This is a genomic window from Candidatus Pelagibacter ubique HTCC1062 (genome assembly GCF_000012345.1).
Lineage (GTDB): Bacteria > Pseudomonadota > Alphaproteobacteria > Pelagibacterales > Pelagibacteraceae > Pelagibacter > Pelagibacter ubiqueversans.
Genome location: NC_007205.1, coordinates 595,430 through 618,517, shown reverse-complemented (window position 1 = coordinate 618,517; position 23,088 = coordinate 595,430). Strand labels below are relative to the sequence as shown.

The 23,088-nt window shown below is 30.7% G+C and carries 22 protein-coding genes; 8 read left to right on the top strand and 14 right to left on the bottom strand.

Annotation, left to right across the window (positions count from 1 at the left end; all coding sequences use genetic code 11):
- The first annotated feature begins 46 nt into the window (after positions 1-46).
- Positions 47-589, top strand: coding sequence for a TraR/DksA family transcriptional regulator (locus tag SAR11_RS03205; RefSeq protein WP_011281824.1), 543 nt, complete (start codon positions 47-49; stop codon positions 587-589).
- A 33-nt stretch (positions 590-622) separates the two neighbouring features.
- On the opposite strand, the gene SAR11_RS03200 is transcribed toward SAR11_RS03205, so the two are convergent.
- The 5 genes from SAR11_RS03200 to SAR11_RS03180 form a co-directional block, all read right to left on the bottom strand.
- Entirely contained in the window at positions 623-1,396 is a 774-nt protein-coding gene (locus tag SAR11_RS03200; RefSeq protein WP_011281823.1) for an MOSC domain-containing protein, read from the bottom strand.
- Positions 1,397-1,404: 8 nt separating this feature from the next.
- Entirely contained in the window at positions 1,405-2,031 is a 627-nt protein-coding gene (locus tag SAR11_RS03195) for a glutathione S-transferase family protein (protein WP_011281822.1), read from the bottom strand.
- Positions 2,028-3,044, bottom strand: a complete 1,017-nt coding sequence (locus SAR11_RS03190) for an NAD(P)/FAD-dependent oxidoreductase (protein ID WP_011281821.1) — start codon at positions 3,042-3,044, stop codon at positions 2,028-2,030. Before SAR11_RS03190 ends, SAR11_RS03195 begins: the two co-directional genes overlap by 4 nt.
- A complete protein-coding gene (locus SAR11_RS03185) occupies positions 3,045-3,365 on the bottom strand; it encodes a 2Fe-2S iron-sulfur cluster-binding protein (protein ID WP_011281820.1) in 321 nt (106 codons plus the stop codon).
- An 83-nt stretch (positions 3,366-3,448) separates the two neighbouring features.
- Complete coding sequence (locus tag SAR11_RS03180) at positions 3,449-4,216, bottom strand: bacteriorhodopsin-like (RefSeq protein ID WP_011281819.1); 768 nt, start codon at positions 4,214-4,216, stop codon at positions 3,449-3,451.
- Between the two features lie 216 nt (positions 4,217-4,432).
- Between SAR11_RS03180 and SAR11_RS03175 the strand changes: the two genes are divergently transcribed.
- Both SAR11_RS03175 and SAR11_RS03170 read left to right on the top strand, forming a co-directional pair.
- Positions 4,433-6,328 carry a propionyl-CoA synthetase gene (locus SAR11_RS03175; RefSeq protein ID WP_011281818.1) on the top strand — a complete coding sequence of 632 codons (1,896 nt, stop codon included), beginning with the start codon at positions 4,433-4,435 and terminating at the stop codon, positions 6,326-6,328.
- Entirely contained in the window at positions 6,328-6,660 is a 333-nt protein-coding gene (locus tag SAR11_RS03170; protein WP_006997281.1) for a DMT family transporter, read from the top strand. Before SAR11_RS03175 ends, SAR11_RS03170 begins: the two co-directional genes overlap by 1 nt.
- Here the strand turns inward: SAR11_RS03170 and SAR11_RS03165 are convergent.
- Entirely contained in the window at positions 6,657-7,961 is a 1,305-nt protein-coding gene (locus SAR11_RS03165; protein WP_011281817.1) for a dihydroorotase, read from the bottom strand. The two genes, SAR11_RS03170 and SAR11_RS03165, sit on opposite strands and share 4 nt — an antisense overlap.
- A 43-nt stretch (positions 7,962-8,004) precedes the next feature.
- Here SAR11_RS03165 and SAR11_RS03160 point away from each other — a divergent pair, with 43 nt between their 5' ends.
- From SAR11_RS03160 to nadC, 3 genes are read left to right on the top strand one after another with little or no spacing between them, the layout of a single operon-like run.
- Positions 8,005-8,892, top strand: a complete 888-nt coding sequence (locus tag SAR11_RS03160; protein ID WP_011281816.1) for a YgfZ/GcvT domain-containing protein — start codon at positions 8,005-8,007, stop codon at positions 8,890-8,892.
- A 51-nt stretch (positions 8,893-8,943) separates the two neighbouring features.
- Positions 8,944-9,933 (top strand): quinolinate synthase NadA, encoded by a 990-nt coding sequence (nadA, locus tag SAR11_RS03155; protein ID WP_011281815.1) that lies wholly within the window; start codon positions 8,944-8,946, stop codon positions 9,931-9,933.
- 5 nt (positions 9,934-9,938) lie between these two features.
- Positions 9,939-10,772, top strand: a complete 834-nt coding sequence (gene nadC / locus SAR11_RS03150) for a carboxylating nicotinate-nucleotide diphosphorylase (RefSeq protein WP_011281814.1) — start codon at positions 9,939-9,941, stop codon at positions 10,770-10,772.
- Here the strand turns inward: nadC and ppdK are convergent.
- The 4 genes from ppdK to SAR11_RS03130 are packed head-to-tail and all read right to left on the bottom strand — an operon-like array spanning position 10,769 to position 17,178.
- Positions 10,769-13,432: a pyruvate, phosphate dikinase gene (ppdK, locus tag SAR11_RS03145; protein WP_011281813.1), complete on the bottom strand. Its 2,664-nt coding sequence runs from the start codon at positions 13,430-13,432 to the stop codon at positions 10,769-10,771. The two genes, nadC and ppdK, sit on opposite strands and share 4 nt — an antisense overlap.
- Positions 13,429-15,498: a glycine--tRNA ligase subunit beta gene (gene glyS, locus SAR11_RS03140; RefSeq protein ID WP_006997287.1), complete on the bottom strand. Its 2,070-nt coding sequence runs from the start codon at positions 15,496-15,498 to the stop codon at positions 13,429-13,431. The genes ppdK and glyS overlap by 4 nt, the downstream gene beginning before the upstream one ends.
- On the bottom strand, positions 15,498-16,382 hold the full coding sequence (locus SAR11_RS03135) for a glycine--tRNA ligase subunit alpha (RefSeq protein WP_006997288.1): 885 nt from the start codon (positions 16,380-16,382) through the stop codon (positions 15,498-15,500). The genes glyS and SAR11_RS03135 overlap by 1 nt, the downstream gene beginning before the upstream one ends.
- Positions 16,372-17,178: a S49 family peptidase gene (locus SAR11_RS03130; protein ID WP_006997289.1), complete on the bottom strand. Its 807-nt coding sequence runs from the start codon at positions 17,176-17,178 to the stop codon at positions 16,372-16,374. Before SAR11_RS03130 ends, SAR11_RS03135 begins: the two co-directional genes overlap by 11 nt.
- Before the next feature lie 112 nt (positions 17,179-17,290).
- Between SAR11_RS03130 and SAR11_RS03125 the strand changes: the two genes are divergently transcribed.
- Positions 17,291-18,304, top strand: a complete 1,014-nt coding sequence (locus SAR11_RS03125; RefSeq protein WP_006997290.1) for a polyprenyl synthetase family protein — start codon at positions 17,291-17,293, stop codon at positions 18,302-18,304.
- Here the strand turns inward: SAR11_RS03125 and pdxH are convergent.
- Positions 18,301-18,927: a pyridoxamine 5'-phosphate oxidase gene (pdxH, locus tag SAR11_RS03120; protein ID WP_006997291.1), complete on the bottom strand. Its 627-nt coding sequence runs from the start codon at positions 18,925-18,927 to the stop codon at positions 18,301-18,303. The genes SAR11_RS03125 and pdxH overlap by 4 nt on opposite strands.
- Positions 18,928-18,960: 33 nt before the next feature.
- Between pdxH and aroC the strand changes: the two genes are divergently transcribed.
- Positions 18,961-20,043, top strand: a complete 1,083-nt coding sequence (gene aroC, locus SAR11_RS03115) for a chorismate synthase (protein ID WP_006997292.1) — start codon at positions 18,961-18,963, stop codon at positions 20,041-20,043.
- Between the two features lie 8 nt (positions 20,044-20,051).
- Here aroC and dxs read toward each other — a convergent pair whose 3' ends face one another.
- The 3 genes from dxs to SAR11_RS03100 are packed head-to-tail and all read right to left on the bottom strand — an operon-like array spanning position 20,052 to position 23,072.
- Positions 20,052-21,965 carry a 1-deoxy-D-xylulose-5-phosphate synthase gene (dxs, locus tag SAR11_RS03110; RefSeq protein WP_011281812.1) on the bottom strand — a complete coding sequence of 638 codons (1,914 nt, stop codon included), beginning with the start codon at positions 21,963-21,965 and terminating at the stop codon, positions 20,052-20,054.
- The gene (locus SAR11_RS03105) at positions 21,965-22,837 is read right to left on the bottom strand and encodes a polyprenyl synthetase family protein (RefSeq protein ID WP_011281811.1); all 873 of its coding nucleotides are present in this window, start codon (positions 22,835-22,837) and stop codon (positions 21,965-21,967) included. Before SAR11_RS03105 ends, dxs begins: the two co-directional genes overlap by 1 nt.
- Positions 22,827-23,072: a hypothetical protein gene (locus SAR11_RS03100; RefSeq protein WP_006997295.1), complete on the bottom strand. Its 246-nt coding sequence runs from the start codon at positions 23,070-23,072 to the stop codon at positions 22,827-22,829. The genes SAR11_RS03105 and SAR11_RS03100 overlap by 11 nt, the downstream gene beginning before the upstream one ends.
- Between the last annotated feature and the right edge of the window lie 16 nt (positions 23,073-23,088).

Below are 23,088 nucleotides of genomic sequence, written 5' to 3'. Positions count from 1 at the left end.
ACACGTATTAATTGCTGAATATACTCCGGCCACTAAATTTATACATATGCCTAAAATCTCAAAACCATCTACTAAAAAACCAACAGCTAAAACAAAAAAAGTTGCTGCTGTAGTCAAAAAAGCTACTAAAGTAATAAAAAAAAATAGTACACCTGAAATCAAAGTAAAGGCACCAATTAAAATTTCAAAAACATATATCCCAAAAGAAACAGAAAAATATATGTGTGATAAGCATTTATCTTTTTTTAAGATAAAACTTACTGAATGGAAAAAAGAATTGGTAAAAGCAAATAATGAAGCTCTTTACAATGGGTCAATGGATGACAATAGTGTTTCAGCAGATATTGTTGATCAAGCAAGTTCTTACACGGATAAAACTGTAGAAATGAAAGCAATTAATAGACAAATCAAATTAATTTCTAAAATTGACCAAGCTTTAATAAGAATAAAAGATAAAACTTTTGGATTTTGTGCAGAAACTGCAGAACCAATTGGATTAAAAAGATTGATGGCTAGACCAGTTGCCCATCTTTGTATTGCAGCACAAGAAAAGCATGAAAAAGATGAAAAGGTATACGCTGATGATTAAACTTAAAAATTGATAGCTAAAACCTCTTTATTATTAACATTCCACTATATTTCCTGCTTCTACTTTGCCTTCATCTAAAGACCTCAAGTAAACACCCATATCACAATGATCGTAGTTTTTTTTTAATAACTTCAGCAAACTCTTATCACTAATATCTGTTTCAGGTTTTAAATTAACTGCAGTACAACGTGGAATATTTTTTTCTATTTTAAAAGAAATATTATTAATTTTTATAATCTTTCCAATCCATTTACGCTCTTCCCAAGCTTCAAGTCCTTCAATGTAAAAATTTCCTCTAAATCTCTCTAATTCAATTTTTTGATTAATTTTTTTTTCAAAATCTTTAATACTATTTAAATTTATAAGGGATATGGAATTAAAGATCTTATTTGAATGAGATGTATCAAAGAAAGGGGCAATATTACTTTGTAATAAGAAAATTGGTTTGGTTAATGAATTTTCTAATTCTAGTATTGTATTTACAAGTATAGATTTTTGCTCTGGATCATCTGCTATTATTGATAATAGCTGCTTGTCACCAAGTTTTAAAATTAATTTATTATTTTTGTATTCAAAATTATATTTATTTAAAACTGGTGAATTTTTTAATGTTAAGAAATTATTAAGCTTTCTTTCACTTGGATTTTTCTCAAGTATAAGAGCTTTTTTTGAGTCAATAATTCTGGTAAATGCAAAACTTCTATCATTTACAATTCCCAAATCTTTTTTAATGATACATGATTTGATATTTGTAAAAGATAAAGATTTTACAGGACTAAAGTATATTGATGAAATCAAAACACTCATAAAGATTATTATGGTTGTGGAATCTTAGAGTTGTTTTTTAATAAATCGTACCCTCTAATAACAGCTTCTCTTCTTGCAATATCTAAATACCATCTAGTTAAGTTGCTATAATTTTTAAGACCAATATCATGCCATTCATGTCTTGCAATCCATGGCCAAGTTGCAATATCTGCAATCGTATATTCATTTCCTGCTAAGTATTTTGATGAAGATAATCTTTCATCCAATTCGCTATAAATTCTTTTTGTAATTTTAAAATATCTTTCTTCTCCAAATTCACTTTTACCAGGATTATAATGATGAAATTGATGATGTTGCCCGATCATTGGTCCAATAATTCCCATCTGTGCCATCAACCATTGATTTATAACATTTCGATCTTTTGTTTCATAAAATTTATTATATTTTTCTGCTAAATATATAAGTATTGCTCCAGACTCGAATAATGACTGTCCATTTTCGTGATCTATAATTACTGGTATTTTTCCAAACGGGCTTATCTTTTTAAAATCTGTTTTAAATTGTTCATCTTTTGACAGATCAATTTTAGTAATTTTAAAATCACAACCTATTTCCTCTAACATTATTGTAATTTTTTTTCCGTTTGGAGTATCTGCTGTAAATAATTCTATCACTTTTTAACGCCAAGTCTTTCTTGGGCCGCCTTTGATGTGGTAGTAAATTCAAATCTTAACTTTTCATCAGGTCTAGCATATTTAAAACATCCTCTAGCAGCTAAAGCTCCTTCATGAAATCCTGAAAGTATCAATTTTAGTTTTCCAGGATAGGTACAAATATCTCCGATTGCAAATATACCATTTAGGTTTGTTTCAAAATTTTCTGTGTTAACGGGAATTGTTTTTTTATCTAAGTTTAAACCCCAGTCTACAATAGGACCAAGCTTCATAATCAGTCCAAAAAAGCCCAAAACATAATTTGTTTCTAACTCTTTTAAACTTTCGTCGTCATGTTTTATTTCTATTGATTTAATATTTTGCTCTCCCTTAACTGAGTTTAATTGGTATTTAGTATAAATTTTTAGTTTTCCAGATTTTTCTAATTCTTTAATTTTATCTATGCTCAATTGAGCTCCTGTAAATTCATCTCTTCTGTGTATTAAGTTTACATATGAGCTTTTTGATAATTCAATTGCCCAATCTAATGCTGAATCTCCCCCTCCAAATATTGAAATTGTTTTATCCTGAAAAATTGTTTTATCTTTAATTGAGTAAAATAAAGATCGATTTTCATATTTTTCACATTCTTTTGGCGAAAATTTTCTTGGCTCAAATGATCCCACACCACCAGCAATAATTATATTTGGTGTTACAAACTCTTTTTTTTTATTTGTTTTTACAATCCACTTATTATTAACTTTATTAACTTCTTCTACTCTTTCATTAAGATGAAATTTAATATTAAAAGGCTTTATTTGTTTGATTAAATTATTAGTTAATTCTTCTCCAGTACATTCTGGAACTGCTGGAATATCATAAATTGGTTTGTCTGGATAAAGTTCAATACATTGGCCTCCAATTTTATCTAAATTATCAACTATCTCACAATTCAATCCAATTAAACCTAGTTGATGAGCACAAAATAATCCTGTTGGACCTGCGCCAATTATTAATGCATCTGTTTTAATCATTTAACCTTGTTTTGATGGAATGCTAACTGTTAGTCCATCTAATTCATCTGAAACTAATATTTGACAACTCAATCTACTGTTTTGTTTTGGTTCAAACGCCATATCTAACATATCTTCTTCCCCATCTTCTTTTTTTGGAAGTTTGTCAAACCATTCTTCTTTGACATAAACATGACAAGTAGCACAAGCCATTCCACCACCACAATCAGCATCAATTCCAGGAATGTCGTTTTGAACAGCGCCCTCCATTACACTCAATCCATTGGAGACTTCTATGGTATGAGACTTTCCATTATCTTCTAAGTATGTAATCTTTGGCATATATCTAAATATAATGAGATAAAAAAAAAGGGCAAGTATGTAAAAACATACCTGCCCTTCTTCTAATTATTTAACGAGTAAAACTACTTAGCTCTACCAGGTTGAGACATTGCTGCTGCCCAAATGATTAGACCAAAAGCGATCTTGTTCAAAAAGTCAGCTGCGTTGTAAATCACGTTTAGTGAGCTTGCGTCCATTCCACCAGTCATGTAACCAAATACATAACCTAATGGGTAGATAGCCCAACCAACTGTAACGATCATTCTCATTGCACCAAATGCAGTAACAAGAGCCTTGTTTCCACTTTTCGCTGCATTTTTTCCTGCTTCGCCTGAGAATACTTCATAAAGAATGTAGAACCATCCAGCCATACCGATTACAAAACCAAGTGTAGTGTTGATGTATCCTGCTTCTCCTAAGTATCCACCGATTAACATTACTAAAGTACCAATCATCAATCTCCAGAAAATTCCAGAGTTTGCTTTATTTACTGCTGCAAGAACAAAATAGAATTCTAACATCAATAATGGAACTGTAATTAACCAGTCAATATATCTGTATACTGTTGGTGACTCACCAGTCATAACCCACACATCTCTCATGTACATGTAGTGAATAAATGCAATACCAGTAACTAGTCCTGCAACAGTGATTGAAACTCTCCAGCCAGCTGGAACCGATGCTCTTTCAATAAAAAAGAATGCCGTTGACGCTAATAACGCCATTGACACAAGCCAGAATGAAATTCCAACAAAGTCATCAGAAGCTAACAGTGTAGTTTCTGCGTTTGCTACACCTGAAACACCCATTAGGGCTACAGCTGTAAGAGCAAACAATTTTAGTTTTTTCATAAAAAACTCCCTCTTTCGTTAGTTTTTAACTTTTTAGTTTATATAAACTAGACTTAAACAAATGTTTAAGTCATGTTGAGGATTAACTATCAAAATAATTAAGTTTTTAGAAGGTTTAATTGCCTCTAATTTGTATTGATTTTACTTACTTTTTGAATTTTAATACAATTTTTAATTTAATAAGTCTTAAAATATCAAAATAAAGAATCATTAGAGATGAATAAAAAATTCAGTGAAATTTATCAAAACTCTATAAAAAACCCTGAAGATTTTTGGCAAGAAGTGTCTAACGATATTTTTTGGTTTAAAAAACCAACAAAAATTCTAAATAAATCTAATCCTCCTTTTTATAAATGGTTTGAAGATGGGGTTACTAACACCTGTTATAATGCTTTAGACCTTCATATCGATGAAGGTAGAGGTGAAAAATTAGCTTTAATCTATGACAGTCCCATAACTGGCAACAAAAAGCAGTTTACCTATAAAGAATTAAAAGAAAAGGTTTCAAAATTTGCAGGAGCTTTAAAAAACCAAGGGGTTAATAAGGGAGATAGAGTTATAATCTATATGCCCATGATCCCAGAGGCAGTTATAGCAATGTTGGCTTGTGGAAGAATTGGAGCAATTCACTCTGTGGTGTTTGGTGGTTTTGCATCCAGTGAATTAGCAAGCAGAATCGATGATAGTAAAGCAAAAATATTAGTTACGGCTTCGTGTGGTTTTGAACCTGGAAGAACTGTTGAGTACAAACCTCTAGTGGAAGAGGCCATAAAAATGGCATCACATAAGATAGAAAAATTAATCCTATTTCAAAGATCTGGAAATGAAGCAAATATAAATGCTCCAAGAGAAATCAGTTGGGATGAGGCACTTTCAAATGCAAAAGAAGTAGATTGTGTTGAAATGAATTCAAATGATTTAGCTTATATTTTATATACCTCAGGAACTACAGGTGTGCCAAAAGGAATAGTTAGAGATATTGGTGGTCATATAGTTGCTCTAAAATGGACTATGAAAAATATTTACAATATCGATACTGATGATGTCTGGTGGTCAGCAAGTGATATTGGCTGGATAGTTGGTCATTCTTATATAGTCTATGCTCCTTTGTTTAAAGGTTGCACCACAGTACTATTTGAAGGAAAACCTGTTGGCACTCCTGATGCTGGTGCTTTTTGGAAAATAATTTCTGATTATAAAGTAAAATCACTTTTTACTGCACCAACTGCTTTTAGAGCTATTAAAAAAGAAGACCCTGAGGGAAAATTTTTTTCCAAGTATGATTTAAGTAAATTTGAGTCATTGTTTTTAGCTGGTGAAAGAGCAGACCCAGATACCATTAAGTGGGCAGAAAATTTATTAAAAGTTCCTGTAATTGATCATTGGTGGCAAACTGAAACTAGTTGGGCAATTAGTTCTAATTGTACAGGAATTGAAATGATGAAAACAAAGTATGGCTCAGCTTGTAAGGCTGTTCCTGGTTATGACGTTCAAATTATGAAGCCAGATCAAACTTTAGCAAAACCTAATGAGATGGGAGATATAGTTATAAAATTACCTTTGCCTCCTGGGACTTTTCCAACATTATGGAATGCAGATAAAAGATACAAAGATAATTATATGACCAACTATGACGGTTACTATGAAACTTATGATGCAGGTCATATAGATGAAGATGGTTACATTTGGATTATGTCTAGAACAGATGACATTATTAATGTTGCAGGTCATAGATTATCAACTGGAGCAATTGAAGAAGTTTTATCAGAACACCAATCAGTTGCTGAGTGTGCAGTATTAGGCGTTGCAGATAAACTAAAAGGACAATTGCCAATTGGTTTGGTCGTTCTTAAATCTGGTGTTGAAAAAGATCACGCAACAATTTCAAAAGAGTGCATTCAGATGGTTAGAGATAAAATTGGTCCTGTTGCTGCATTTAAGATTGTAATTGTTATTAAAAGATTGCCAAAAACAAGATCTGGAAAAATATTAAGAGGAACAATAAGAAAAATTGCTGATGGGGAAGATTATAAAATGCCAGCAACTATTGACGATCCTGCAATTTTAACTGAGATAAAAGAAGACTTAATGAAAAATAGTATTCTTAAATAATGATAAAGACATATTTATTTTTAACTATTGCAATTTTTTGTGAGGTAGGTGGAACAATGTTATTACCCGTGTCACAAAATTTTACCAAAATAATTCCAACCACAACACTTGCAATTTTGTATCTATCTTCATTTTACCTTTTAACATTTGTGGTTGATAAACTTCCTATCGCTATTGTTTATGCAACATGGAGTGGCCTTGGTATATTTACAATTGCAATATTAGGATATATTTTCTTCAAACAATCACTATCATGGCAGGCTGTTTTAGGGTTATTCTTTATTGTTACTGGTGTTGTTCTGGTAAATAGCTTTACTATAAAAACTATTTAAAATTTTAAAGGCTTACCATCAGGTTCTCCCAATATCTTACCATCTCTCATTTTGATTTGGCCAGCAATAATTGTTGACACGGGAGTTCCCTTAAATTCATACCCATCAAAAGGTGACCAAGCACATTTACTTTCAATATTTTCATTTTTAATTGTAATTTTTTTATTCATATCAACAATTGTAAAGTCTGCATCAAATCCTTCTTTAATAAAACCTTTATCTTGAATGCCAAAAATTTTTACTGGATTTTCACATATAGAATTCATTAATTGTTCTAAACTTAATTTTCCATCATTAACATGGTTTAACATAACTGGTAAAAGTGTCTGAACACCTGGCATTCCAGATGGTGAATTGGGATATTTTTTTTCTTTATTTGCTTTTAAATGTGGAGCATGATCAGATCCAATTGTGTCATTAAGATTATTTTTTACTCCATACCATAACCTGTCATAGTGAGACTTATCTCTTATTGGTGGGTTCATTTGAGCATAAGTTCCAAGTTTATCATAACAATCTGGGGCATAGATTGTTAGATGTTGAGGTGTTATCTCAAATGTGATGTTACCTTTGTGCTGCGATAAAAAATCAATTTCTTGTTTTGTTGTTACATGAAGGATGTGTGCTTTTTTTTTATATCGCTCAGCTATTCTTACAATTCTTCTAGTCGATGAAATTGCACATTCTTCACTTCTCCAAATTGGATGTGAGTGAACATCTCCATCTTTAATTAATTTTTTATTCCTATTTAAAATTTCTTCATCTTCAGAGTGAACTGAAACAACTTTAGAGCTACTTTTAAATACTTTCTCAATATCTTCTTCAAATTGAACCAATAGATTTCCTGTCGAAGAACCAGCAAAAAGCTTAATTCCGCAACATCCTTCTAAGTTTTTTAAGTCTGCTAACTCATCAGCGTTGTCTGGTGTTGCGCCAAAATAAAAAGCATAGTTGCAATACATTCTATTTTTTGCAAGATCTAATTTCTTTTGAAATTCAATTTTATTAGAAGTTGGTGGATTAGTATTTGGCATTTCAAAAACACTAGTTATTCCTCCAACAATTGCTGCCTTACTTCCAGAATAAAGATCTTCTGTGTCAGTTGATCCAGGTTCCCTAAAATGAGTTTGAGTATCAATACATCCTGGTAAAACAGTTAATCCCTTGGCATCAAAAACTTCTTTTGCTTCACTATCAATTTTACCAATTTCTATGATTTTACCATCTTTGATTGCTATATCTTGATCTTTAAGATCTTTATCTATGTAGCAAGAACCGTTTTTAATTATTAGATCTAACATTTATGAAAAAAGTAATTATATTATATTAAGACATCAATCAATTATGAATAATCAAAATGTATACATTTTAGAAGATAGAGGAATTCTGTATATAAACGGTGCAGATGCTAAAGAATTTTTACAGAATATGATTAGTAATGACATTAATAAAGTAAGTGAAGACAGTAGTTGTTTTGCATCACTATTAACTCCTCAAGGAAAATTTCTTTTCGCTTTTATTATCATAAAACACAAGTCTGGCTACTTCATTGACTGTGAAAAATCTCAAACAGAGGCACTTTTCAAACAACTTAGTGTCTATAAACTTAGATCAAAAGTTGAAATTATGAATCTTAGTAACGAATTTGTTGTAGCTGCGTTTAATAAAGAAAAATTTTTAGAATTTGAAGGATCAAAAGATATTGCTGGGAACACAATTAAATATAGAGAAGATTCCATCTTGTTAGACCCAAGAAATAAAGATTTAGGTGCAAGGCTTATCATCAATTTAGAAAAGCTTTATCTGTCTTTAAAAAAATTAGAGCTAAAAGATTCTCCAATTGCTGAATATTATAAATTGAGTCATCAATTAGGAATTCCTCAAAAAAACATGAATGAATTACAGAATAAGCTATTTGGAATTGAATGTAACTTTGAAGAATTGAATGGAATAGACTTTAAAAAAGGCTGTTATGTTGGGCAAGAGAATACTGCAAGAATTAAATTAAAAAATAAACTTTCAAAAAGATTATTACCTATTTATTTAATTGAAGGAGAAATAAATCAAGATGATTTAATCTATAATGGTGATTTTGAGATAGGAAAAGTTTTAATAAGTAATGAATATCCTTTTGCTTTAATTAAATATTTGGATGATAATTTTAATCAAGAAAATGAGTTTAAAAGCAAAAACGCCAAGTTAAAAATCAAAATTCCTAGTTGGATTAATTAGTGCGTCAGAATAAATGCATGACAAGATTGTATCAAATTGATAGGTTTTAGTATGGAGTTTACTGAAGAAGTAAAAAAAGCAACCGATCCAATTTATCAAAAAATCTCAAAGGTTTTACCTGAGATTGAATGGTCAGTTCATGCTCCCTATATCCATAGAATTAATCAATTAAAAAAAGAAAAAAATGCGGTTATTCTTGCGCATAATTATCAAACACCAGAAATTTATCACGGTGTAGCAGATTTTGCAGCAGACTCGTTAGCTCTTGCAATTGAAGCTTCAAAAACTTCAGCAGATATTATTGTAATGGCTGGTGTACACTTTATGGCAGAGACAGCAAAGCTAATGAGTCCACAAAAAAAAGTTTTGTTACCCGATATGCTTGCAGGATGCTCCTTGTCATCCTCTATTACAGGTAAGGATGTAAGATTATTAAAAGAAAAATATCCAGGGGTACCTGTTGTTTCCTATGTAAATACTTCGGCAGATGTTAAAGCTGAAACTGACATTTGCTGTACATCAGCTAATGCCGTTAAGATTGTTAATTCTCTTGGTGTTAAAAAAGTTATATTTCTACCTGATGATTATTTAGCTAAATATGTAGCTTCTCAGACAGATGTTGAAATTATTGCTTGGAAAGGAATTTGCATTGTTCATGACCAATTTAACGAAAAAGAAATCCACGATATAAGAAAAAATAATCCAGGAATAAAGATTATTGCACATCCTGAATGTCCACCCGATGTAATTAAAGCAAGTGACTTTGCTGGTTCAACTTCAGGAATGATCAAATATGTAGAGGACAATCAACCTAAAAAGGTAATGATGGTTACAGAATGTTCTATGAGTGACAATATTCAGGTAGAAAATCCTAATGTTGAATTTATTAAACCATGCAATCTATGTCCTCATATGAAAAGAATTACTCTACCAAAAATTTTGGCCTGTTTAGAAAATGAAACTGGTGAGATAATTATGGATAATGAAACTATCAACAAGGCAAGAATACCCGTTGAAAGAATGACTGCTATTGGCAGATAATAAATGTGCCTAAAATTAAATTAAGCAACTATTATATCAAGAATAAAGTTAAGCTTGCATTAAATGAGGATCTTTATCCAAATGGAGATATTACTTCAAGTTTAGTTAAGAATAGTAAAGTTATAAAAATCAAATTAATTTCAAACCAACAAGCTGTAATTGCTGGCTTAGAGTTTGTTAAACAAACCTTCAAATTAATTGATAATAAAATTAAATTTATTATTAAAAAAGAAGAAGGTTCAATAGTCAAAAAGAACGACGTAGTAGCAACAATTGAAGGTAGGGCTGAAAATATTTTAATTGGTGAGAGGGTTGCTTTAAATTTTTTAAGTCATATCTCTGGAATTGCTACTAAGACCAATCAATTTGTTAAATTAGCTAATAAAAAAACTAAAATTTGCTGTACTAGAAAAACAATTCCAACCTTAAGAGTAATACAAAAATATGCTGTTACGTTAGGTGGTGGTACAAACCATAGGTTTAATTTAAGTGATGAATTTCTTATTAAAGACAATCATATTGCAAGTTCTGATATTAAAACTTTAGTATCTCTTGCAATCAAAAACAAAAAAGGAAGAAAAATTACAGTAGAAGTTGATAATTTAAATCAACTTAAAAAAATAATGGGTTTAAAATTTAATACTGTTTTGTTCGATAATATGAACAATAAAACACTTAAGGCAGGTGTTAAAATGGCTAAAAAACATTATGAAACAGAAGCTTCTGGAAATGTTAATTTGAAATCTATTAAAAAAATTGCAGCAACGGGTGTCGATAGAGTTTCAATTGGAAGTATCACTCATAGTGTACCAGCTATAGATTTTAAATTTGAAATCTAATTTTTTTTAGAAAGTTCAGCTTGTGCAGCAGCTAATCTTGCTACTGGAACTCTATATGGTGAGCAAGAAACATAATCCAAACCAGCATTAGCACAAAAGTGAATACTTTTAGGGTCTCCACCATGTTCTCCACAAATTCCAAGTTTAATTTTTTTATTTGTTTTTCTTCCTTTTTCAACTGCAATTTCTATTAAATCACCTACTCCGTCATCTATAGAGATAAATGGATCTATAGAAAAAATCTTATTCTCAAGATAATCATTTAAAAATTTACCGCTATCGTCTCTACTTAAGCCAAATGTTGTTTGAGTTAAGTCATTAGTTCCAAAACTAAAGAACTCAGCGTGTTTAGCTATATCATCAGCTTTAATTGCTGCTCTTGGTAATTCAATCATTGTACCAACTAAATAATCTATTTTAATTTTTTTATCCTTTTGAACTTCTTTTGCAACCCTGACTACTAAATCTTTCATTATTCTAATCTCAGCTTCAGTTGATACTAAAGGGATCATAATTTCTGGAAATGCCGACTTAATTTTTTTTATCTTAAGTTCAGATAAAGCCTCAAAGATTGCTCTACATTGCATTTCATAAATTTCTGGAAAAGAAATTCCCAATCGACACCCTCTATGACCAAGCATCGGGTTTTGTTCATGTAACTCGTTAATTCGAGACTCAATTTCTTTTAATGGTAACCCCACTACTTTTGCTACATCATTAATTTCTTTTTCTGTTTTTGGAAGAAACTCGTGTAATGGTGGATCTAACAGTCTCACTGTGACAGGAAGACCATTCATAATTTTGAATATTTGTACAAAATCTTTTTTTTGATGTGGTAAAAGTTTTGCTAGCGCCCTGTTTCTATCTTCTACTGTTTTTGATAAAATCATTTCTCTAACAGATAAAATTCTCTCTTCATCAAAAAACATATGTTCGGTTCTACAAAGTCCTATGCCTTCTGCTCCAAAGTCTCTTGCAGTTTTTGTATCTAATGGTGTTTCTGAATTCGTTCTCACTTTTAGTTTTCTAAAATTATCTGCCCAGCTCATTAATTTAGAAAAGTCTCCTGAAATTTCTGGTTTAACCGTTGGCACTTCTCCTAGGATAATTCTTCCTGTTGAACCATCAATTGTAATAATGTCTCCCTCTTTAATTTCAATAGAAGAAGTTTTAAAGGTTTTCGCCTCATAGTTAATATCAATCTCACTAGAACCTGAAACACATGGTCTTCCCATTCCTCTTGCAACCACTGCAGCATGACTAGTCATCCCACCCCTTGCTGTTAAAATTCCTTTTGCAGCGTGCATTCCATGAATATCTTCAGGTGAAGTTTCTACACGTACTAAAATAGTATCCTGCATAACATTGTTTAATCTTTCTGCTTCCTCTGATGTAAAAACAACCTTACCGCTTGCAGCACCTGGAGATGCTGGCAAACCGTTTGCTATAACGTTTAGTGTGTTTTTTTCATCTAATGTAGGGTGTAACAATGTGTCTAAAGAAGCTGGATCTATTCTCATTACTGCTTCTTTTTTAGAAATCAATTTTTCTTTAACCATATCAACTGCAATTCTAACAGCTGACTTTGAAGTTCTTTTTCCTGATCTTGTTTGTAGCATCCACAATTTATTATTTTCAACTGTAAATTCTACGTCTTGCATATCTTTGTAGTGTTTTTCTAAAATTTTTAAAATCTTATCTAATTGTTTAAATACTTTTGGCATAGCTTCTTCCATCGAAGCTTCTTTTGCTTTTGCATCTTTTCTTGCTTTTTTGGTTATATACTGAGGAGTTCTTGTGCCTGCCACCACATCTTCTCCTTGAGCATTAATTAAGTATTCACCATACACTTCATTAACCCCATCTGATGGATTTCTTGTAAAGACAACACCAGTTGCACAATCATTACCCATATTGCCAAATACCATTGATTGAACGTTAACTGCAGTTCCCCATTCAGCAGGAATTTGGTTTAGTTTTCTATAAACTTTTGCTCTGTTACTTTCCCAAGATAGAAATACCGAACTAATAGCTCCCAATAATTGATTATATACGTTCTGGGGAAATTCTTTTTTGGTTTGATCTTTAATAACTTTTTTAAAATCATTAATTAATCCCTCCCAATCATCTGCATCAAGATCTGTATCTAAAAGAACACCTTTGGTTAATTTGTAATTTTCAATTAATTCTTCAAAGTGATAGCCCTCAACACCCATAACAACATTGCCATACATCTGAATAAATCTTCGATAACTATCTTTTGCAAATCTGCTATTAGAAGTTTTTTTTGATAGTGCAAGAACGGTCTTATCATTTAATCCTAAATTTAAAATTGTGTCCATCATGCCAGGCATTGAAACTCTTGCACCAGATCTAACAGATAATAATAAAGGATTTTTTAAATCACCAAATTTTTTCCCTACTTCTTTTTCGATAATTTTTAATTCCTTTTTTATAATATTAACAATTTTTGAATTTAATTTTTTTTTATCTTTATAAAATAATTCACAAACTTTTGTTGAAATTGTAAATCCAGGAGGAACTGGCAGTCCCATTCTGCCCATTTCAGAAAGGTTTGCCCCTTTTCCACCTAAAAAATTTTTAGGATTTTTAATTTTTTTTGAGTCTTTTGATTTAAAGTTTAAAATTAGCTTATTCACTGTTTGATATCTATATTTGAAAAATTTATGTAATTATCAAATGTTCTACATAACATTTGTAAAAGTTCCAATCTGTTTTTTTTAATATTTTTATCATCATCATTGACCTTAACATTGTCAAAAAACTCTGAAGTTGCTTTTTTAGCACCAGCAAGAATTTCAAGTGTTTCTCGGTAGTTTTCATCTTTGCCAATATTTGTAAAATATTTTCGTATTTCATTAATTTTTTTAAATAGGTTTTTTTCATAGTCATTTTTAAAAATACCAGGGTCAGTTGTATTTGATAGTTCAAGATCTGTATTTTTTAACTCACTTTCAAGTATACTGTAAGCTCTTTTGTAGCTTGTAATAATGTCCTCTCCTATGACTTTGCTAATTAGCCCATTAAGTGTTGAAGCTTTTTTATATATTTTGTTCATATGGTCTAATCCATGTGCTTTTATACTGGCTTCTATTATTTCTGATCTAATCTTTTTCTCTTTCATGTAGTATTTTAATCTGTCCATTAAAAAATCGGATAATTCTTTTTGAGATGAGTCGTTTGAAAAAATAAACCCTTGGTCTTTATGTAGTGAAGTGGAATAACTAATAAGATCTTTAATCTTAAACTCTTTATTATTATCAATTAATAGCTTTATTACACCAAGTGCAGACCTTCTAAGCGCGTAAGGATCTTTTGAGCTAGTTGGTTTTTGGTTAATTCCAAAAAAACCTACTAAGGTATCAATTTTGTCAGTTAAAGCTAAAGCAATACTAAATGGTTTCTTTGGAGTTTTGCTATCAAGACCTACTGGTTGATAATGCTCACTTATTGCTAGCGCTATCTCTTTATCAAAACCTTGCACTTCAGCAAAATGTCCACCCATAATTCCCTGAAGCTCAGGAAATTCACCAACAATATCAGAAACTAAATCAACTTTGCAAATCGATGCTGATAGTTCAACTTGATCTTTGCTAATTAATAATTCATCAGAAATTATTCCTCCAAGTTTTCTCATTCTTTGAATTTTGTCAAAATAAGACCCAAGACCTTTAAAATAATTCATATTTTTTAATTTTGAAACTTGTTTAACTAAATTTTGAGATTTATTTTTTTCCCAAAAAAATTGAGCATCGCTTAATCTTGCTTCTACAACCCTTTCATTACCCATCTTAATATAACCTTTTTCATCATTGTTATTTGCCACAACTAAAAATTCATTGGTAATTTTTCCTTTTTTATCAAATGTTGGAAAATATTTTTGATGGTATTGCATTGTAATAATCAAAATTTCTTTTGGAATATTCAAAAATTTCTGATCAAACTTGCACACTAAAATATTTGGTTGCTCAACAATATCTGTAACTTCATCTAAAAGTTTATTATTAGGCTCGACAATGAAATTGTTTTTTCTAGATATTTTTTCAATTTCTTTAACAATAAATTCTTTTCTCAATACGTGATCTATAATTATGCCAGACTGACTAAAGAAATCTTTATAACTTTTAAAATTTTTAAATATTTTTTTTTTATCTTCAAACTCTTTGTCAATAAATGTTGAGTTAGAGGCTATTAAATGATGAAATTTAAAATTTAAACTTTTATCATCAAAAACTGCTAGGATAGATTTTAATGGTCTCGCCCAACTAAGGTTATAGTTTCCCCATGTCATAGATTTTTTCCATTGTAATTTATCAAGGATTATAGGTGTATATTCTTGAAGTAAATCTATGGTATTAATTTTACTTGATGCTTTCTTGAAAAAATAAAATTCTCCTTTTTCCAATGTTTTTTTAAGAAGATCTTTTTTTTCTATTTGATTTGACCTTAAAAACCCCTCAATAGCTTTTTCTGGAGCTTTAACATTTGGTCCTTTTATTTCTTCAGCTTTTTGTATTATTTCTTTAGATAGGCCTTCAAATAAAATTATAAGACGATTTGGTGTTGAAAATGAAGAACTTTTTTTGAACAGAATTTTTTTTTCCTCAAATAAATTTTGAAAATTTTCTAATAAAACATTACGTGAGTTACTCTGCAAACCAGCTGGTATTTCCTCACTAAACAACTCTATAAAAAAATCTGACATTAATCTGTTTGACTGCTTAACCAACTTTCGGCAACTGCTTTTGTAATGTCTCTAATACGCCCTATATAACCCGCTCTTTGAGCAACACTTATAACTCCTCTTGCATCTAAAATATTAAATGCATGGCTTGCTTTTAGACATTGATCATATGCAGGTAATGAAATTTTTTTATCTACCAATGCTTTTGCTTCAAGCTCAAACATATCAAACATTTTGAATAGATTTTCTGTATTGGCATGTTCAAAATTATATGCTGAAAACTCTTTTTCAGCTTGAAGAAACACATCCCCATATTTTACACCTTCATCATTCCATATTAGATCATAAACATTTTTCATTTGTTGAGTAAACATGCAAATTCTTTCAAGACCATATGTTATTTCAACTGAAACAGGTTTACATTCAAATCCAGCCATTTGTTGAAAGTATGTAAATTGAGTAATTTCCATTCCATCACACCAAACTTCCCATCCTAAACCTGCCGCACCTAAAGTTGGACTTTCCCAATCATCTTCAACAAATCTAATATCATGTTCTTTATGATTAATACCGATTACTGCCAAACTATTTAAATAAAGTTTTTTGATATTATCTGGTGAAGGTTTTATTAAAACTTGGAATTGATAATAATGCTGTAATCTATTTGGGTTTTCTCCATATCTTCCATCAGTGGGTCTTCTTGATGGCTGAACATAAGCTGCTTTCCATGGCTTAGGTCCTAATGATCTTAAGGTTGTAGCAGGATGAAAGGTTCCTGCACCAACTTCTATGTCATATGGCTGTAGAAGAATACATCCCTGTTTGCTCCAATATTTTTGAAGATTCAAAATAGTATCTTGAAACGATTGAAATTTAGGTTTTATAATTTTTTCCTTAGAAGCCATATCTTTGCCAGATAGATCTTTCCTCTAAAATATTTGCTAGTTGATCTATTTGATTGCTAGATGAAGATAATTTCTTACTTAACCAACCCTTAGATTTTTCAAATTTTTTGATAATCACATCTTCACCAAATTTTTCTTTTAAAATTTCATTAGCATTACCAAGTCCATCAATTAGGCCTAGCTCTTTTGATTTACTACCCGCCCAAAACTCTCCTGAGAACAATTCAATCCCATCCTTTTTAAGTTTAGATCCTCTGCTTTCTTCTACAACTTTAATAAAATCTTTATGCAGATCTAGTTGGATATTCTTAAGTCTCTCAATATCTTCTGACTTCTCTTCTTGAAAGGGATCTAATGAGCTTTTATTTTTTCCAGCTGTATGAACTCTTCTTTCTACACCAATTTTTTTAATTAGTTCTGTAAATCCAAATGATGAATAAATAACCCCTATTGATCCAATAATTGAACTTGAATTTGCATATATCTCATCTCCTGCACAAGCTATTAAGTATCCACCAGAAGCTGCAACATCTTCCGCGAACACTATTACTTTTATTTTGTTTTTCTTAGCTTGAGCTCTAATAAATTTGTAGATTAAATGTGATTGGACTGGCGATCCACCCGGTGAATTTATAGTAATTGCCACTGCTTTTGCTTTTTTTAGTGAAAAAGCCTTTTCTATAATCTCTTCTTGTCCTGCAAAATCTATGCCCTGTTTAAACTTTCCAGCATTGCCAATTACACCATTTAGCTTGATATGAGCTATTATTTTTTTCTTTTTAAAAAAAGAGAACATTGTTAATCCTTATAGAATTTTTGATTTAATATAAAGCCTACTTATAGTTGAAGATTAAGGTGCGTCAATTGATAAGTAATAAATATAACTTAATTATACTAACTTATTTTTTATGGGAACTGTAGTTCAACTTAGAAACCAAATAAATAATTCATATTATCAGCTAAAAGATTCTGTTGATGAAAAATTAGTTTTAGTTGAAGAAAAGATTAAATCAAAACTCTTGAGTGATGTAGACCTCGTTCAAAAAATGACTGAATATCATATCGACACTGGTGGAAAAAGATTAAGAGCCCTACTAACACTTGGGTCAGCTAAGTTATGTGGCTACACTAAAGGAGGTCGAGATATTAATTTAGCAGCATGTGTAGAAATGATACATGGGGCCACTTTAATGCATGATGATGTCATTGATCTTGGAAATATTAGAAGAGGTAAAAAAACATTAAATTCAATTTGGGGAAATCACTCTTCTGTATTAATTGGTGACTATCTTTTAAGTAGATGTTTTGAAATGATGGTCGATGATGGTAATATAGAAGTTTTAAAACTTTTATCCTCAACTTCGTCAAAGATCGCTCAAGGAGAGGTATTACAACTACAACACAAAGGTGAAGTAGACATGTTGGAGGAAACATATTTTAAGATTATTACAGCAAAAACAGCTGAACTTTTTTCTGCAGCAACTAAGGTTGGTGCAATTTTATCTAATAAAGAAACAAAAGAAAAAGAGGCACTAGAGTTTTATGGAAAAAACTTAGGCTTAACATTTCAAATTGCTGATGACACATTAGATTACAATTCTGATCTAAAATTTTTTGGTAAAAAAATTGGTAAAGATTTTCTTGAGGGTAAAATTACTTTACCTGTTATTTTATTATTTCAGAATGTATCATCAATAGAAAAAGATAAGTTAAAAAATATTTTTAAACAAGAAACAAGATCAAATGAAGATTTAAATTTAACCTTAGAGCTTATTAAGAAATACAACATAATAAATGAATGCTACAAAAAAGCTGAACATTTTATTAACCTTGCATCAAATTCTTTAACTGTATTTAAGGATAGTGATGAAAAAAAGATTTTAGAGAGTCTTACATCATTTAGTCTGCAAAGAACCTTTTAGGGGCTTAATAAAGATTTAACCCAGTTTCCCTCGGTATCTTTAGTATATTTAAGTCTTTCATGAATTCTGCTCTCTCCATCTAACCAAAATTCTATACTTGTGGGTATCAAATTCCAACCTGACCAATGCTCTGGTCTTGGTACATCATTTTTATTACTATATTTTTTTTTATATTCTTCTATTGAGTTTAAAAGTTCATCTCTATTATTTATTACAGTGCTTTGTTTTGAGGCCCATGCACCAATTCTACTCTCATAACCTCTACTGCTATAATATTCATCTGCCACTTTATTAGAAACTTTTTGCACCATTCCATTAATTCTTACTTGTCTTAGAAGGCTTTTCCAATGAAAACACATGGATGCTTTTGGGTTATTTTTTAATTCATTTCCCTTCTGACTATTTAGATTGGTATAAAAAACAAATCCATCTTTGTTAAAATCTTTTAATAAGACCATTCTAATTGATGGAAAATTATTTTGATCTGATGTGGCTAAAGCTAGTGCATTTGGATCATTTAACTCTGTTTTTTTTGCTTCATTCATCCAAACTTCAAATAAATCTATTGGATCAATTTTATCTAAAAAGCATTTATTAAGGCCTAATGAGTTTTTTTGATTCATAATTTTAACAAAATAATCTATATACTATAGATAATGTCATTTAATACTTTTGGAAAGCAATTTCGTTTCACAACATGGGGAGAATCTCATGGCCCAGCATTAGGTTGTGTCGTTGATGGTTGTCCACCAAATATAAACTTAAAAGAGCAAGATATTCAAGTTGAGCTAGATAAAAGAAAACCAGGACAATCAAAATTTACAACACAGAGAAAAGAAGATGATAAAGTACAAATTTTATCAGGTGTATTTGAGGGCAAAACGACTGGAACACCTATTTCTTTAATTATTTACAATCAAGATATGAGGTCAAAAGATTATGGAGATATCAAAGATAAATTCAGACCTGGACACGCTGATTTTACGTACTTTAAGAAATATGGAATAAGAGATTACCGTGGCGGTGGAAGATCCTCTGCAAGAGAAACAGCTGCAAGAGTTGCTGCGGGTGCAATTGCTAAAAAAGTTTTAGAGAATAAATTAGGTAAAAAATTTAAAGTTGTAGGGGCTGTTACTCAATTAGGAATATTGGGATGTGATACTAGAAAATGGAACGACCTAACAATTAACAAAAATCCCTTTTTTTGTCCTGATAAGAATATGCTGAAACTTTGGGAAAAATATTTGTTAGATATAAGAAAGTCTGGATCATCTTGTGGAGCAGTTATTGAAGTAAGAGCCAGAGGAATTCCTGTTGGTTTAGGTGCTCCAATTTATTCTAAATTAGATATGGATATTGCCTCTGCAATGATGAGTATTAATGCTGTTAAAGGTGTTAATATTGGATCTGGAATGAATTCTGCACAATTAAGTGGAGAACAAAACTCAGATGAAATTTCACAAAAAGGTAAAAAATTAAAATTTGATTCTAATAATGCAGGTGGAATTCTTGGTGGTATTTCAACAGGACAAGAAATTGTTGTTTCATTTGCTGTTAAGCCAACATCATCGATTTTAACAACTAGAAAAACTATAAATAAGTTTGGAAAAAATACTACTATTTCAGTTAAAGGTCGGCATGATCCTTGTGTTGGTATTCGTGCAGTTCCTGTAGGGGAAGCAATGATGAATTGTGTTTTGTTAGACCATTACTTAATGAACAAAGCTCAGTGTAGCTAATTTTAAATTTAATTTTTAACTACTTTTATCGACTCTTTTGTAAATAAGATGTCTAGTATTTTTTTTGATATTTGAGATGCGTTAAGACCAGCAACATCATACATTTTTTTTGGACTATCTTGTTCGATGAAAATATCAGGCAATATCATGGTTCTAAATTTTAAACCTTTATCAAATATACCTTTTTCTGATAATAAATTTTCCACGTGAGAGCCAAAACCTCCAATAGATCCTTCTTCTACAGTAATCATAGCCTCATGTTCTCGCGCACACTTTAAAATAAGTTCTTGGTCCAAGGGTTTAGCAAAACGAGCGTCAACTATCGTTGACTCAATTCCTTTATTTTTTAATTCTGCTGCTGCAATTTTACATTCTTCCAATCTAGTTCCTATACTTAAAATACAAACTTGTTTCCCTTCTTGAATAACTCTTCCTTTTCCAATCTCTATGTTCTCATCTATTGATGGTAATTCCACTCCTATACCATTTCCTCTTGGGTATCTAATAGCACAAGGTTTGTTATTGATTGTCATCGATGTATTTGTCATTTTAACTAATTCTGCTTCATCACTTGGTGCCATTACTATAAAATTAGGAAGAGTAGAAAGATAAGTAATATCGAATGAGCCAGCATGAGTTGATCCATCAGCACCTACTAAACCTGCTCTATCTATAATAAATCTCACAGGTAAACTTTGAATAGCCACATCATGAACCACTTGATCATAAGCTCTTTGTAAAAAAGTCGAATAGATTGCAACATATGGCTTATAGCCTTCAGTGGCTAACCCTGCTGCAAAAGTAACAGCATGCTGCTCAGCAATTCCAACATCAAACATTCTTTTTGGAAAATCTTTGGCAAAAATATCCATACCCGTTCCACCTGGCATAGCAGCAGTAACTCCTACAACCTTACTGTCTCTTTCTGCATGTTTCACTAAAGTGTTTGCAAAAACCTTTGTATAAGCTGGAAGATTTGTTCCACTTTTTACCTGTTCGCCAGTTACAACATTAAATTTTGAAACACCGTGATAATGATCACTAGCTTTTTCAGCATAAGAATATCCTTTACCTTTTTGAGTTTTTATATGAATCATAATTGGACCTTGATGCTTTGAGTCTCTTGCATTTTTTAAAATCGGTATGAGTGTAGACAAATCATGTCCATCTATTGGACCAACATAATAAAAACCTAAAGAATTAAAAAGAGTACCCCCAGTTACAGCTGATCTTAAAAAATCCTCAGCTTTTCCAGCTTTCACACTAAATCTTTTAGAAAAAGCAGAAACTATTAATTTAAAAGTTTCCCTTAAACTAAAATAAATTTTTCCTGTTAAAAGTTTAGCTAAATAAGTTCTCATAGCACCTACTGGTTTTGCAATCGACATATCGTTATCATTTAAAATAACAATCATTTTAGTTTTTGAAGCACCTGCGTTATTCATTGCCTCATATGCCATCCCCGCACTAATTGCACCATCTCCTATGACTGCAATTATATTATTTAATTTATTTGATAACTTATTTGCTTCCGCCATGCCTAGAGCTGATGATATTGATGTTGAGCTATGTGCTGCACCAAATGGATCATACTCACTTTCAGATCTTTTTGTAAAACCAGACAATCCATTGCCTTGTCTCAATGTTTTAATTTTTGATTTTCTTCCAGTCAAAATTTTATGTGGATAAGTTTGATGACCCACATCCCAAATTAGTCTGTCATTTGGAGTATCAAATACGTAATGTAAAGCTACGGTTAGCTCAACAACCCCAAGACCTGCACCTAAGTGTCCTCCTGTTTCAGATACTGCATCAATCATCTCTTTTCTAACTTCGTTAGAAACTTCTTGAAGATCGTTCTCTGATAATTTTCTTAAGTCAGAAGGAAAATTAATATCTTTGAGAAATTTATAGTTTTGCATTATTTATTTCTTTTTAAAATGTAGTCTAGGGTTTCATTTAAACTGTTAGTGTTTGAACTATATTTATTTAAATCTTTAATTATTTTAGACTTAATTTTATCAGCATATTTAATAGCATTTTGATATCCTAGTAAACTGATTAAAGTGGCTTTACCTTTTTTCTTGTCTTTACCGGTTAACTTACCAGCAATAACTGTAGAGCCCTTAAAGTCTATTAAATCGTCAGCAATTTGAAATAAAAGTCCAATATTTGAACCTATATTTTCAAAAAACTTTATTTGTGTATTACTTTTTCTCTTAATAATAACTGGGACAGCACAACAAAAGCTAAAGAGCTTGCCTGTTTTTTTTATTTCCATGTCTATAATTTTACTTTTAGAAACTTTTTTTTTTTCAAAACTAAGATCTAAATATTGGCCACCAGCTATTCCTAGATGTCCAGAAGTCTCTGAGAGTTTTTTTACTAGATCTACTTTTATTTTTTCATTTATCTTTAAGCTAGAGCTAACCAAGATTTCAAAAGCCATTGTTAAAAGTGAGTTTCCTGCTAGTACCGCTGTTGATTCTCCAAATTTAATATGTGTAGAAATTTTTCCTCTTCTTATTTTATCATCATCCATGCAAGGTAAATCATCATGTATTAATGAATAAGCATGAATACATTCAACTGCAGCACCAATAGAAATCAATGTTTTATAATTAATTTTAAATATGGCTCCTATATCAATTAAAATTTTTGATCTAATTTTTTTTCCACCTGGAAATAACCCATATTCCATAGCAGCTATTAATTCTGTTCTTTTTTGTCCTTTAATAAATTGCTTTAAAAATAAGTTTGTATCTTTTGCTATTCTAGCAAGTTTATTTTGCATTTTTTTTTGAATTTATATTGTTAATTTTTTTTTTTGTTTCTTCATTGATCATTTTTGAAGTTTTATAGAATTTTTTTTCAATAATATTATTTAATTTTAATAATTGCTGGTATGAATCAATTGAATTCTGCAAGTCTTTCTCCGACTCTAAAGATTCAATAATATTATTTGCCTCTTTTGTTAACTCCTCAAGAGACAGTGTGTTATTATCAAGTGGTAAATTTTTATCTTTCATATAATAATAATTATTA

Bases quoted from the DNA above. Each gene is read 5' to 3' on its own strand.
- SAR11_RS03190 (WP_011281821.1), bottom strand. From the start codon at position 3,044: ATGATTAAAACAGATGCATTAATAATTGGCGCAGGTCCAACAGGATTA.
- SAR11_RS03170 (WP_006997281.1), top strand. From the start codon at position 6,328: ATGATAAAGACATATTTATTTTTAACTATTGCAATTTTTTGTGAGGTA.
- SAR11_RS03175 (WP_011281818.1), top strand. From the start codon at position 4,433: ATGAATAAAAAATTCAGTGAAATTTATCAAAACTCTATAAAAAACCCT.
- glyS (WP_006997287.1), bottom strand. From the start codon at position 15,498: ATGTCAGATTTTTTTATAGAGTTGTTTAGTGAGGAAATACCAGCTGGT.
- nadA (WP_011281815.1), top strand. From the start codon at position 8,944: ATGGAGTTTACTGAAGAAGTAAAAAAAGCAACCGATCCAATTTATCAA.
- SAR11_RS03200 (WP_011281823.1), bottom strand. From the start codon at position 1,396: ATGAGTGTTTTGATTTCATCAATATACTTTAGTCCTGTAAAATCTTTA.
- SAR11_RS03125 (WP_006997290.1), top strand. From the start codon at position 17,291: ATGGGAACTGTAGTTCAACTTAGAAACCAAATAAATAATTCATATTAT.
- SAR11_RS03205 (WP_011281824.1), top strand. From the start codon at position 47: ATGCCTAAAATCTCAAAACCATCTACTAAAAAACCAACAGCTAAAACA.
- SAR11_RS03180 (WP_011281819.1), bottom strand. From the start codon at position 4,216: ATGAAAAAACTAAAATTGTTTGCTCTTACAGCTGTAGCCCTAATGGGT.
- dxs (WP_011281812.1), bottom strand. From the start codon at position 21,965: ATGCAAAACTATAAATTTCTCAAAGATATTAATTTTCCTTCTGACTTA.
- pdxH (WP_006997291.1), bottom strand. From the start codon at position 18,927: ATGAATCAAAAAAACTCATTAGGCCTTAATAAATGCTTTTTAGATAAA.
- SAR11_RS03185 (WP_011281820.1), bottom strand. From the start codon at position 3,365: ATGCCAAAGATTACATACTTAGAAGATAATGGAAAGTCTCATACCATA.
- SAR11_RS03160 (WP_011281816.1), top strand. From the start codon at position 8,005: ATGAATAATCAAAATGTATACATTTTAGAAGATAGAGGAATTCTGTAT.
- SAR11_RS03165 (WP_011281817.1), bottom strand. From the start codon at position 7,961: ATGTTAGATCTAATAATTAAAAACGGTTCTTGCTACATAGATAAAGAT.
- SAR11_RS03100 (WP_006997295.1), bottom strand. From the start codon at position 23,072: ATGAAAGATAAAAATTTACCACTTGATAATAACACACTGTCTCTTGAG.
- aroC (WP_006997292.1), top strand. From the start codon at position 18,961: ATGTCATTTAATACTTTTGGAAAGCAATTTCGTTTCACAACATGGGGA.
- SAR11_RS03105 (WP_011281811.1), bottom strand. From the start codon at position 22,837: ATGCAAAATAAACTTGCTAGAATAGCAAAAGATACAAACTTATTTTTA.
- SAR11_RS03135 (WP_006997288.1), bottom strand. From the start codon at position 16,382: ATGGCTTCTAAGGAAAAAATTATAAAACCTAAATTTCAATCGTTTCAA.
- SAR11_RS03130 (WP_006997289.1), bottom strand. From the start codon at position 17,178: ATGTTCTCTTTTTTTAAAAAGAAAAAAATAATAGCTCATATCAAGCTA.